Raw genomic sequence first — 12919 nt, 5'->3', positions numbered from 1 at the left:
GGTTAGTGGAGATACCTATTTATTTTCCGGGATTCCATGTAGATCTCGGAGTCGGAGCATGCACAAGGAAGAACTTATCACCCTCCACCAGATGCTCTTCGAGATCAAGGATCATTTTGAGTATCTTAATCCGGATCTCAAGTTTGCCCAGTACAGCTCTCTGAAGATTAATCCAAACCAGCTCCATAAGAGCAAAATGGAGCACAAATATGCGATCTTTGTGCTTGGAAACGAGATTGCCAACGCGATGAAAGATGTAGAGTTCTCCGCGTCGGGAAGGATCTCTGCCAGGATGAAGGAACTTGCCGATAAAACCTTAAAAGAGATGGAATACGTCCAGTAATCCTTTATAGCAAATCCAAAAGTCTCTCTATTTCTGCATTCTGGAACTTCCTGATATCTCCTTCATGACCTTCTTCGGAGCTTTGTCTCCGCTTCTTGGCAGCCCCGGCACGTGATCCCTTGTAAAGGTGTTACGCTGTCCAATAGCCCTCACTATCAATCGATAAGAAGATCCCGGAAATCCGACAGTCCGGGGATATCCTGTCCCGGGGCAGTAGCGGCGGCGGAGCGAAGCCCCTGGAGCATTATGCAATGGAAATCCAATCGCTGATAATTGAGGCAGAGGGATTATAAAAAGAAATATCCTTCGTCAATTCCGCCCTGAATAACCGGGGCAGGATGATTCAACCCCGATTATCGAATTTTTTTTTTGAAGAGCTCCAGATGTGAGACCCTGTTTACATCCGCTCCAGCTGTTCCTGTTCGACGAAGTACTCGGCAAGGAGTTTCGGAATAGGCGTGGACATGCAGTGCCAGTTCGGTGTGCCGTTCACCTCAAGTACGCAATACCCCTCCTTCGTCCGGAGGAGGTCGACCCCCGCATAATCGACTCCCACCACACGTGCGGCATTCCCCGCCACCTCCTGCATACCAGGGTCGATCTCGCACGGGATCCCCGTGCCCCCCTGGTGGATATTATGGGCGAGGGTATCGGACACTCTCATGATTCCTCCGACCGCCTTCCCGTTTATCACGAATATCCTGTAGTCGCGGTTGTTCGGAACATATTCCTGGAGATAAAAGGGAGGTGGGGGAAGCATGTCAGGGGAGTCCACGAGTTTTACGTCTATTCCGTCGAATCCGTAGACCGGTTTTGTGACCACCTTTCCCTGCTCCCGGAGGAACCGCACTGCCTCGTCGCGCGACGCGGTAAACAGGGTCTTTGGTGTGGGAATGCGGTGTTTATGCAGGAGGGCGCTGGTCATCACCTTGCTCGCACAGGTGAAGATGGAGAGGGGGGTGTTTATCACCCGGTGGTGCACCGAGAGGGCATTGATGACCTCGAACTGATGCTGGTCCTGTTTTAACCCGCATACCCAGATCACGCCGCCGTCCAGTTCGCAATTGAAGGGATCGAGGCTGTCGATGTCCAGGATTGAGTAATTCCTGCCCATTCGCTGCAGTTCCCGGAGGACCATTGCGGTCGAGTTGTCGCCGGGTGTATCGGTAGGTTTGGGAATGATGGAGATCATGGTGACCCTGGTTCTGTGAAGAGGAATTTTGGATCCCCAAGGGGATAACCCTCACGCTTCCGACAACAACGAAGCGATTCGGTCAGGTTCATCAGGTTGCAGGCAATATGATCGGACCATGAGATATTATCCCAGTCCGGAAACCGGTCTCGATCTGCGAGAGGTGAACAGGGCGGTCGAGGAGGCGTTTGCCGAGCATGGGAGGGGAAATGTCCAGATGCCTCCCAAGGTCTATATCAATTTCAGTCACGGGGATTTCCGGACTATGCCGGGCTACATTCCTTCTCTCGAGACCGCAGGAGTGAAGATTGTAAACGTCCATCCCGAGAACCCGAAGTCCGGCCTCCCCACCGTAATGGCCCTCACCGTTCTTCTTTCGGTGGAGAGCGGGATCCCGGAGGCAATCCTGAATGCGACACGGCTGACCGACATGAGGACAGGTGCCGCTGGCGCGGTGGCAGCGAAATACCTGTCCCCGAAGAGGGAAGTGACCCTTGGCGTCGTGGGAAGCGGGAGACAGGCAGGGGCCCAGGTCGAGGCGATCGCGGAGGAGCTCCGGATAGACAGGATCCTCGTCTGGAGCAGGAACGAAAAAAATGCTCTTGCATTCTGCGAAAAATACGCCCGTTTCAACTGCGAGCAGGCGAGCCTGGAACGGGCATGCGATGCAGAGGTGCTTGTCACCACGACTCCTTCGCGAAAACCCCTGATCAGGGATGGATGGATTCACGAGGGCACTCATATCAATGCGATCGGGGCGGATGCTCCCGGGAAAGAGGAGCTCGATCCCGGGATCCTCTCCCGGGCAGGAGTCTTTGTGGACGATCCTGCCCAGGCAGTGCATTCGGGTGAGATCAATGTTCCTATCAGAGAAGGTTTCTACGCCCCTGAACGCATCCGCGGGACCCTGGGAGAGGTTATTCTCGGGAAGACGGGAAGGAAAGGAAAAGACGAGATAACGGTCTTTGATTCGACCGGGCTTGCCATCCAGGACCTCGCCATCGCCGAGATTGCGGTGAAGAACGGGGCCTTTATAAACCTGAAATTTCCCTGAATCGTCATTTTTTCTGAACCGGCCGGAATCCGGAATATACGGACCCGGCCCCGCCCCCGGGGAGAAAGTACCGATCGAATAAAAAAAGGTTATTCTTTGAATTCGCTGCTGTATTTTTTCCAGACCACTTCGCGGTAGACCGGTCCGCTGTTGTAAGTGCAGAAGGGAACGAGTGTCCCGTCGGGTGTAGCATAATGTATGCAACACCGCTGGACCCTGCCCAGGTCGTAATTGTAACGGTCCATGAAGTGCATGGTCCCGATGAAGAGTGCGTTCCAGTGGAAATCGCGCAATGCTTCAAAGTTCTGGAGCACCAGGGCTTTCATGATCAGTTTCCAGAAATCCGTGGTGCTCCCCTGTTCGCTCTTCTTCACCGAGGTGTGGAGCTCCTTGATCCCTTCCAGGAGTGCCTTGTATTTGTTGATGGAACCGCCTTTCTTCAGTTTCTCCGCGGTCTGCTCAAGAGAGGCGAAGAAACTGTCCACGTCGACCATACGGTTGATGGGCATGAGACCGTCCTTGGTGACAAATGCGTACGTGGCCGCCCCGCAGTGCTGGTGGGCGGTGAACCGGATCTGCGGTTTCCCGGTATACGCCTCCACCAGGTCCGATACCGGGACCACGCAGGGGACGGGGTAAAAGTCAGATTTTTTCAGCACGCCCTCGGTCTGCGCCTCGATATCCTCCAGGAGTTCGGGGATGGTGATCCGCTCCCGGTTCACATCTTCTTCGCTCGCCGCCCCGGTGAATGCGATCGGCTGGAAATTAACCCCTCTCACGACGGAAATGTGATCCGCGGCGAACTGGATTATGGCACCCACCTGGTCGTCGTTTCTTCCTTTTATGATGGTCGGGACGAGCACAATGCCAAGGCCTACTTCATCGCAGTTCTTCACCACTTTTTCGTCGATCTTCAGCTGGGGGTTAGTGTCCCTGGTTACCCCGTCAAAATGAAGGTATACCGTGGAAAGGCCCGCGTTTCGCAGCTCTTCCACGTACTTGACATCTCTTGCGAGCTTGATCCCGTTCGTTGCCAGCTGCACCTGGGGGAACCCGAGCTCCTTTGCCTTTCGGATAATGGCCGGGAGGTCTTCCCGCATCGTGGGTTCTCCCCCGGAGAACTGGACCGCCGGAGCGGGACATGGTTTCTCTTCCCTGAGCACGGTGAGCATGGCTACGATCTGCTCGAATGTGGGCTCGTAGATAAACCCACACGCCCGTGCATTCGCGAAACAGAAGTCACAGTTCAGATTGCAGCGGTTCGTAAGGTCGATATTGGCAAGGAGGGTGGACGAACGGTGATTGTTGCAAAGGCCGCACATTGTCGGGCAGGTGTCGGTGGTCCCGCTGGACTGTGGATTCTCCACTCCTTTTCCCAGGACCTCATAACGCTCGAAACGGTGCCACATCTCCGCATCCGACCAATATATATCCTTAAAAGAACCGTGCTCGGGGCAGGTCCGCAGTAACCAGACACTCCCGTCCTCCTCCACGATATCTGCATCCAGGACGTTTTTGCAGACAGGGCAGAGACTTCTGGTCTTCTTCAACAGCATTGTGGTACCCACCAAAGATTCCTCCTCCAATGTAAGCATTCAGATACCTTAATGATTTTATCTGCTCTCTATTACAGGTATTGGTGAGTATAAATATCCATCTGGAGTCCGTTGTAATTGCCCTGGCCTCCGCCCTGTGGATCATGCTCCCCGCCTATGTGCCAAATCCTGTCGCTGCGGCTTTGGGTGGAGGGAGGCCCATCGACGGGGGGAGAAACTTCCGGGATGGAAAACGGATCCTTGGCGACGGTAAGACATGGCGTGGTTTTATCACCGGGGTCATCGCCGGGATACTTGTAGGGCTTGCAGAGATCGCAGTCCAGGGGACCGGAGCCCTGCCCATGCTTCCTACGCATACGGTCCTTACCGTGGTCCTCTTCTCAGCCGGTGCACTGCTCGGCGACATGACCAAGAGTTTCTTTAAAAGAAGGCTTGGGATCAAGAGCGGCGACCAGTGGATCATAGCGGACCAGTACGACCTTGTCGCGGGGGCATTCGTCCTCACCGCACTAATTTCACCGGGCTGGATCATAGCGAACATTACCCCTCTGATCGGGCTCTGGATAGTTATCGTCACCCCTATATTGCATAAAACCGCGAATGTGATAGGATATCTTGCAGGAGTGAAAAAGGTGCCATGGTAACGCGGATAGCAGAACTGTTAAAGTCACACGGGGCGGTGGAATTCGGCGATTTTGTGCTTGCATCCGGGAAGAAGAGCACCTACTACATGGATATCAAGTCTGCGCTTACCAACCCTGTTGTCCTTCGCGCGATCGGTAAAGCCATGGCAGATACCGCTGCATTCGATACCGTGGCAGGGGTTGCTGTCGGGGGTGTACCTCTTGCCGTAGCCGTTTCCCTCATCAGCGGAAAACCATTCGCCATAATCCGGAGCTCGGGGAAAGACCATGGGAAATCGGGGACCATCATCGGGAACGTGGAAGGGAAGCGTGTCCTCCTGGTAGAGGATGTTACCACCTCCGGGGGATCGGCCCTGTACGGGGTTCGCGAACTCCGGAAGGCGGGGGCCCTGGTGGACATAATCGTTACAGTAGTAGACAGGCAGGAAGGGGCTCCTGAGATGCTCGCAGGGGAAAACCTGACCCTGATCCCTCTTTGCACCGCACAGGAGCTCTTATCCGCATAACGGCCCGGACAGTATATTAAAAGGAGACTCGAATACATGACTATGAACGTGCTGGTTGTGGGTGGAGGTGGAAGGGAACATGCGATCGTCAGGGCCCTGGCCAGCGATAGTAGGAACGTCATTTTTTCGGTTATGGCAAAGAGAAATCCCGGGATAGCAGGAATTGCCCGGGAGGTCCTGATCGAGAAAGAGACGAACGTCCCCGCCGTAGTCCGCTTCGCCCTCACCCGAGGGGTGGAATATGCGGTTATCGGGCCGGAAGCGCCGCTGGAGACCGGGATCGTCGATGCCCTTGAGGACAATGCCGTTGGGTGCATGGGCCCGTCCCGTGCCGCGGCGAGACTGGAAACCGACAAGGCATTCTGCCGGGAGATGATGAACAGGGAAGGAGTCGCCGGGTGCCCGAAATACCGGGTGTTCCACGACCCCGAACTCGCGGCCGGATTTATCCTGGACTCCGAAGAGGAGTTCGCGATAAAACCGATAGGGCTCACCGGAGGGAAGGGCGTCAAGATCATGGGCGAACACCTCGACCGTGAAGAAGCGGGACGATACGTCCGGCAACTCGGAGGGGAGGTGGTGATCGAGGAGCGTCTGATCGGAGAGGAGTTCACCCTCCAGGCATTTACCGACGGCAAGACGCTCGTCCCGATGCCCCTGGTCCAGGATCATAAGAGGGCATTCGAAGGAGACCAGGGGCCGAATACCGGGGGGATGGGTTCTTACTCCATGGAAGACCATAGCCTGCCCTTTGTATCCGAAAATGACCGGGAGAAAGCGCTTGAAATCATGTATGCCGCAGTACATTCGATGGCAAGACTGGGACAACCTTACAAAGGCGTAATCTATGGACAATTCATGAACACCGCGAGAGGACCCATGGTCATCGAGTTCAATGCGAGGTTCGGGGATCCCGAGGCGATGAACGTCCTCTCCATCCTGGAGTCGGACTTTTCGGAGATCGTCGCGGGCATCGCGGAATGCACCCTCAGCTCCCGTAAGGTCGAATTCTCCCGCAAGGCCACGGTCTGCAAATACATTGTTCCATCAGGCTATCCCGAGACCCCGAACCCTGGAGAACCCTTTTCCGTGCACGATTACGGGAATGCCAGACTATACTATGCGAACGTGGAGGAACGCGAAGGAATGCTCTATACCCAGACCTCGCGGACCATGGCGTTCGTCGGTATCGCGGACACCCTGTCGGAGGCGGAAACAATCGCCGAACATGCCGCAGGATCTGTAAAAGGCCCCGTGCGACACAGGAAAGATATCGGCACCGCAGATCTTCTCGCCCGGCGGTGTGCGCATATGAAGGAGATACGATGAACAAAGACCTCATCTCAATACTGGACCTCGATCAGGGAGAACTGGACCGGATAATCACCGATGCCGTCGAGCTGAAGCGGATGCGGCGCAGCGGGATCCCCCACCCGTTCCTTGCCGGAATGAACCTGGCGATGATATTCGAGAAGTCCTCCACCCGAACGAGGATCTCCTTCGAAGTAGGAATGAACGACCTCGGCGGGCATGCCCTCTTCCTCAATACCCAGGACCTCCAGATAGGGCGGGGCGAAGAGATCAGGGATACTGCCCGGGTCGCCTCACGCTTCGTATCGGGCGTCATGGTCAGGGCCTACCGGCACCAGACCATCCAGGACTTTGCACGATATTCCAGCATCCCGGTAATTAACGGCCTTTCCGACCGTGAGCATCCCTGCCAGATCCTCGCTGACCTGATGACCATCCGGGAACGTTTCGGTTCGACGGTCGGGCTGCGACTGGCGTGGGTAGGGGACGGCGACAATGTGTGCAACTCCATGATCCTCTCTTCAGTCCTTACGGGGATGGAGATCTCGGTCGCCACACCGCCCGGATACGAGCCCCCGAATGACATCATCGATGCTGCAAGGGAGAAGGGGGCAAAAATCCAGTTGGTGAAGGACCCCGAAAGTGCAGTAGAAGGTGCCCACGTGGTGGTGACCGATACCTGGGTATCCATGGGCGAAGAAGGCGAACGGGGGAAACGCCTTGAAGCATTCAAGGGGTTCACCGTTACCACCGCGCTGATGAAGAAGGCCGAAGCCGATGCTGTATTCATGCACTGCCTGCCGGCTCACCGCGGTCAGGAAGTCACCGACGAGGTTATCGAGGGCCCGCAGAGCGTAGTGTTCGATGAAGCGGAGAACCGGCTCCATGCCCAGAAGGCGTTGCTGGTTTCACTTCTCGCGCACGATGTGAAGATAAAAGATTAAAGTAATTCTTTTTTTCTCATGCTTTATTGTTCCAGCCAGATTTCCATTGGAATCTATTTCCATTGGAAATACTGGATAAGTATTTATAACATTAAAAATGGAATATCAATTGAAGCCGGATAGGGGGCAGTGTCCGGGGGCATCCCGGTAAATTGTCTGGCAAGCAAGGGTCCAATCATCGTTCCATAGTGTTATTCCCAAAAGTCACACGATTCCTGAATTTTCGTCCCTCGTCGCGGCAGTTTACCTAGGGGGAAGAAAAAAATGAAGAAAGAAAATGTGGACTCCGAAGAGAGTTTTTGTTCTGAAGCACAGAACACGGGTGCCAACCTGCTGGGGGCCGCTCCAGCCATATCGCAATGGAAGAGCTGTGGGACTTTCTGCAATCCGATGTTGCCTCCGATCACTTCGAGAATGAATTTTCGAGAGCCGATGCAAGGTTATTCAGCGGATTGCTACTTCATCGCCGCACTTTCATCGGTCGCCTGGGCAGCCCAGAGCAGCCTTTCCACGAGCTCGACATCGTTCAAATTTTACAACCCTGATCCGAGCATTATCGACCCGAATAAGAGAACCATTTCCATTGCCATTGATCAGAACCTTCCGGTCGAGGCTTCCGGCAAGATGATCTTTGCGAGTTGTTACGTTAAAACTGCAGTTGTTCCCGGAATGCCTCCGGTCGAGACCTGGCCTGCGCTGTTCGAAAAAGCTTATGCGAGTTTCAGGGCCAAGACGATTGGAGACCTTCCGATGGGAAACGGTATCACAGCCCTTGTCAATATCCTATCGATAAATAGCAGTGCCTGGAAATACTATTACATCTGGGACGCGACGCTCACCAATGTTCTTACCAGGAGTCCGGATAACAGCTCGAATATCCTCGCGTCCGGCAAGACGAAGTACCCGATGGTTGCCTGGACGCGTAATGCGACCAACGCGGCAGGGCTCTATCCGAACCACACCTATTCTCTCCTTGGGATAAGCGACGGATATATCGTTTTACGAAACCCGTATGCAAACAGGGATACGAGCAAGGTGCTCCCAGAACCCACAGCGGGAGTAAAAACCGCCGGGACCTGGAACCCGGATGGCCTACCTGACAATCTCATCGATTTTTCCGACACAAAAGACGGGATTTTCGCATTGCGTGCCGACATTTTCGCCCAGAACTTCCTAAAGTTCGGGAGAATTAATAATTTGTTGGAGAATCCAAGTTCCGAAATTGTTGCGCATCTTGCGGAATTGTTTACAGGATAATTGGAGAGGCAGGATCTATGACAGGGAAAATGAAAGTGGGAATAGTGGTGTTTTTATTCATTTTTTTCATTTTACCATTTTCTGTGGGAGGGGACAACGGCACGGCGTCCACTTTCATGCCCCTGGAGAACGAGAACCTGACAAGCAGCGGAGATCACAATATTACTCCGTTCACAGAGGTGCTATCTCCGGTGCAGGGAGAAGACGCGGACCCTCAAAACTCCGGGGACAACCTGACACTGGAAATCTCCAATACCACTATTACAGGCGCAAATGATGACCCGGACGGCCAGATATCGAACGAGACTGCCCTCGATAACCAAACTGGTACAGCACAGAGTCTTATCGAGCCTGGGATGAACACTCCGGTTACCGATACGAACACGAACCCCCTGCAGGTGGGAACCTCCGCTACGTTGACCCCCCTTGACACCTTCACTCAGAAATGCCCGTCAATTTATAAAGACCGCGTTGTATGGGAGGACTGGCAAGGTGGATTGCCGCAAATTCACATTTACAATATCACCACAGGACTGGAGCAGGATCTCTGCCCGGATACGAACTCTCAAACTCATCCGGATATCTGGGAGGACTGGGTCGTCTGGCAGAACAAGGGGGAAATGGGATACACAATCCGGTTGTTCGATCTTAAAACAGGCAATATGAGTGATATCGCTCAAATAAGCGGGGATTGGATCATACCCCATATTGCAAATGGTAAAATCACATGGTACGACTCTTCGGATGTCGGCGTCAAGGTATTCTGTTATACAATCGAAAATAATTCAACCGAGATTCTTACAGATACAGGAATTAATCCCGATATCTGGGGAAATTTCATCGTGTGGGAAGATTACCGGGACCAGGATACATGGTACAGCCACATTTACCTCTATGATCTTCAAACCGGGACCGAACGGAAAGTTACCGACAACCCTTCCTTGCAGCAAAAACCACGCATTTCGGGCACTACAGTTGTGTATGTCGACAACGGGGAAATTCACGCGGTCAACCTGGTCACCGGCACCGATATATGGCTGAATGAAGGGAGTAGCGGGGACAATCCGGTTATTTATGGGGATATGGTGGCGTTCGAGAGTTCTATCGGGTACGGTGGAATCTCGGTAGTGTCGCTTGGAGATGGTACGGGCTTATTCCTCGACTCAAATGAGTACGGAGCCCCGATTTTCGGACCAGATCTCGGAGAAGGCCGGATGGTGTTCGTAAATGCCGGTAATGCGGGAGATATTGGCCTTTACACTTTCGGCGTTCCGGATTACCCTTTCAGGGCCGTGTTTACGGAGAACGGGACCACGGGGGAAGTCCCCTTTACGGTGACGTTCACCGATGATTCGGTGGGATCGCCCTCGGGGTGGCAATGGGATTTCGGTGACGGCAACAGGTCGGATGAGCAAAATCCTGTGCATACGTATACATCCCCAGGGATTTATTCGGTGATCTTACGTATTTTCGACCCGACTCACCGGGACGCATGCAGTAAACCCGGGCTTATCGCCTGCGGAAACCTCCCGGAAGCGGATTTCGGGATGAATATAAGTTGCGGCCCTGTTCCCCAGGTGGTTTCCTTTTACGACCTGTCGGGAGGATCCCCTACGGAATGGTGGTGGGATTTCGGCGACGGGGGGCAATCGGGGGAACAAAACCCTCTGCATGAATATACTGCTCCGGGAATCTACAATGTAAGCCTCATTGTAACCAATGCTCTCGGGAACAGCAGCATGGTGAAAACCGAGGCGGTCACCGTCCTGCCTGTATGCAGGAATGAACTCAATTTTGATATCCCGGGGGTTTTCGTATCAGATGACGGGGTTTTCGAAACTATTGCCATCAATAGTTCAATGGTCAGCGTGAACTATCCTCTTCCTGGAGACAAATCCTTGATCGAGATACATCCTGACTCCCGGAGCGGAATATCGGCAATACTCCTGTTCGCTTCGCCCGGATTGGAATTTTCTGATGATTCGAACGGCACCGTTTCAGGCACATTTTCCGGAATCCGGATCTGTACCTCCGAAATGACAGGAAGTGCAGCCTGCGTGGGTGATGCCACCTGCCGGTATAATCTTTCCTTCACCACCGACCATTACCCGGCGAGTCCATTCAATGCAACTCAATGGGAGGGGGTAACACCAGCGGACGAACAAATTGAATCACGCATCGCAATCCAGCACTACTGTGATTTGTACCGGGGTGCGTATACCGTGAGATTTGAAAAGGACAATCTGAATCTCACCGGTCCCGCCAATCTCACTTTCGGAGTTTCCCGCGACTGGCTCGAGGAGAACGGATGGGGAGATCACGGTAACTTTTCGGTTGATACCGACCCGGAAGGCGTATACGTGTATGTTGACGGGATATACCGGGGGCGGTCCCCGATCAACGTTACCGGACTCTCGGCAGGTATTCACGAGGTAAACGTGACCTATCCCGGCTATACCTCCAACATATCCACCATCATTCTATCGGATGTAAGGGAAAGTGTCGGGGTGATGCGGATCGGTGACGACGGTCAGGGAGACCTCCTGCCCGCCGAGTTCCTCTATCACGACCCGGCAGCGAATATGGATTATTTCACGGTCTCATCCCCCGAGGGACTGTCCCGTTTCAGCCTCGTAACTCTTGATACGTCCGGAAATATGTTCCAGATCCTTTATCTCTCGCTCCAGGAATGGGCATCGCCCAAATCCGGTGGCGGCGGCGGTGGCGGCGGATACAGTGGAGGCGGGGGCGCTGTCGCCAGCGAGCCGAATCCGGTGGTGAATCCCACTCCTGTCCAGGACATTCCTGTCGCCCCGAAGGAAACGATAGCGCAGGCATCCGGGGCGGATATGCCGTCCGCAGCTGCCCGGATCTCAGGGCCTGCCGTGGCGGATACACCCGCATCCGCGGGCCAGGCCGAGGCGGACCAGGCCGGGGATTCTCCCGTGGTGAGCACGATGCCCTTCACTATGTCCCTGTTGAAAAACCTGTCAATCGTATTCCTCGTATTTTTCATTACCATCGTGCTCTACGTGCGGTGGAAGAGGTCTGGCGGAGGTGAAGGGAATGAATGACGCCTCCGGTAACCCTCTCATTTCACCCTTTTAGAACTACGGATGTCGAAAGCCTGGTAAAAAAACAGGACGTCAGGGGCCTCATACGGCTCCTGTCGTACCCCGATTTTACCCTACAGTGGCGGGCGGCCGAAGGACTGGGGACTCTCGGTCAGAAAGCGGTCCCCCGGATAATGAGACTGAGCAGGCACCCCAATCCGGCGGTCAGGCTTGGAATGGCAGAGGCGCTTGCCGCCATCAGGGACCCGGCGGCCGTACCTGTGCTGGAAAAAATGGTTTTAACGGACGAATCAGAAGAAGTCCGCTGGGCGGCGGCGATCACGCTCGGTGAGATCGGGGAGGAACGTTCGATCGCCACCCTCGTCCGTGCCTTCCGGGATCACGATAAATATGTCCGTTATGGTGCTGCTCTTGCGCTCGGCAAGCTGGGCTGGAAACCCTCATGCCCGGAAGAATCGCTGGAATATGCGATAAGCGGCTACGAGTGGGAACGGATCCCGGACATTCCCGATCCCCCTCTCGACCCGCTTATCCGGATGATGAAGGACCCCGACCCTGTCATCCGGATGAGGGCGTTCCAAAGTATTGTCCTCCTCGAAAAACCGGTGCCTCCGCCGGCGGCCGCGACCGTGCTGAAGGACGCGAACCCGGAACTCCGTGAGTGTGCCGTAAGGGCTCTTCCCGGATATGGGTTCTCGCCGCTTCGTCTCCCGAAGGGAGTAGCGAAAAGGGTAAAAGAGAATAAAAATCCCTATGTGGCCGCGGTACTGAATTTTCTCTTCCTGGGACTGGGGTATAATTACCTGGGCCGGTGGTGGGGGTTTCTTCTCTTCCAGGTCGATGCGACGGCCATCCTGCTCCTTTCCCTGGCGATGGAGTCCCTGGTCCCATTGGCGATCTCCTACACGGTCTCCGCGGTAGTCGCCGTGCATACCTTCTATTCGGTGAAATTCATGGAGATGCACTGAAATGGGCGGCCTTTTCTCCCCTCGTCCACCGGATATCGATCAATTGCTCAAATCCGGGCAGGTTCGGGCT

Annotated in this window: 11 protein-coding genes; 9 read left to right on the top strand and 2 right to left on the bottom strand. The window is 54.5% G+C overall.

Going from position 1 to position 12919, the window contains the following annotated elements; translation table 11 throughout:
* Positions 1–58: 58 nt before the first annotated feature.
* Entirely contained in the window at positions 59–343 is a 285-nt protein-coding gene (locus tag J2741_RS02890) for a UPF0058 family protein (RefSeq protein WP_209673541.1), read from the top strand.
* A gap of 397 nt (positions 344–740) precedes the next feature.
* Here the strand turns inward: J2741_RS02890 and J2741_RS02885 are convergent, their stop codons facing one another.
* Positions 741–1535, bottom strand: coding sequence for an ATP-grasp domain-containing protein (locus J2741_RS02885; RefSeq protein WP_209673540.1), 795 nt, complete (start codon positions 1533–1535; stop codon positions 741–743).
* Positions 1536–1653: 118 nt separating this feature from the next.
* Between J2741_RS02885 and J2741_RS02880 the strand changes: the two genes are divergently transcribed.
* Positions 1654–2589 carry an ornithine cyclodeaminase family protein gene (locus J2741_RS02880; RefSeq protein WP_209673539.1) on the top strand — a complete coding sequence of 312 codons (936 nt, stop codon included), beginning with the start codon at positions 1654–1656 and terminating at the stop codon, positions 2587–2589.
* Between the two features lie 89 nt (positions 2590–2678).
* Here J2741_RS02880 and tes read toward each other — a convergent pair whose 3' ends face one another.
* A complete protein-coding gene (gene tes, locus J2741_RS02875; RefSeq protein ID WP_209675445.1) occupies positions 2679–4145 on the bottom strand; it encodes a tetraether lipid synthase Tes in 1467 nt (488 codons plus the stop codon).
* An 83-nt stretch (positions 4146–4228) separates the two neighbouring features.
* On the opposite strand from tes, the gene J2741_RS02870 reads away from it, so the two are divergent.
* The 7 genes from J2741_RS02870 to J2741_RS02840 all read left to right on the top strand — a co-directional run bounded on the left by J2741_RS02870 (position 4229) and on the right by J2741_RS02840 (position 12849).
* The gene (locus tag J2741_RS02870) at positions 4229–4789 is read left to right on the top strand and encodes a CDP-2,3-bis-(O-geranylgeranyl)-sn-glycerol synthase (RefSeq protein ID WP_342452267.1); all 561 of its coding nucleotides are present in this window, start codon (positions 4229–4231) and stop codon (positions 4787–4789) included.
* Complete coding sequence (gene pyrE, locus J2741_RS02865; protein WP_209673538.1) at positions 4783–5295, top strand: orotate phosphoribosyltransferase; 513 nt, start codon at positions 4783–4785, stop codon at positions 5293–5295. The genes J2741_RS02870 and pyrE overlap by 7 nt, the downstream gene beginning before the upstream one ends.
* A 36-nt stretch (positions 5296–5331) precedes the next feature.
* Entirely contained in the window at positions 5332–6624 is a 1293-nt protein-coding gene (purD, locus tag J2741_RS02860) for a phosphoribosylamine--glycine ligase (protein ID WP_209673537.1), read from the top strand.
* Positions 6621–7550: an ornithine carbamoyltransferase gene (gene argF, locus J2741_RS02855; RefSeq protein ID WP_209673536.1), complete on the top strand. Its 930-nt coding sequence runs from the start codon at positions 6621–6623 to the stop codon at positions 7548–7550. The genes purD and argF overlap by 4 nt, the downstream gene beginning before the upstream one ends.
* A gap of 264 nt (positions 7551–7814) precedes the next feature.
* A complete protein-coding gene (locus tag J2741_RS02850; protein ID WP_209673535.1) occupies positions 7815–8807 on the top strand; it encodes a C2 family cysteine protease in 993 nt (330 codons plus the stop codon).
* Between the two features lie 83 nt (positions 8808–8890).
* Positions 8891–11881 (top strand): PKD domain-containing protein, encoded by a 2991-nt coding sequence (locus tag J2741_RS02845; protein WP_209673534.1) that lies wholly within the window; start codon positions 8891–8893, stop codon positions 11879–11881.
* Positions 11878–12849: a HEAT repeat domain-containing protein gene (locus tag J2741_RS02840; protein ID WP_209673533.1), complete on the top strand. Its 972-nt coding sequence runs from the start codon at positions 11878–11880 to the stop codon at positions 12847–12849. Before J2741_RS02845 ends, J2741_RS02840 begins: the two co-directional genes overlap by 4 nt.
* Positions 12850–12919 lie beyond the last annotated feature (70 nt).

It is taken from the genome of Methanolinea mesophila, assembly GCF_017873855.1.
Taxonomy (GTDB): domain Archaea; phylum Halobacteriota; class Methanomicrobia; order Methanomicrobiales; family Methanospirillaceae; genus Methanolinea_B; species Methanolinea_B mesophila.
This window is presented reverse-complemented; position numbering and strand designations above follow the sequence as displayed.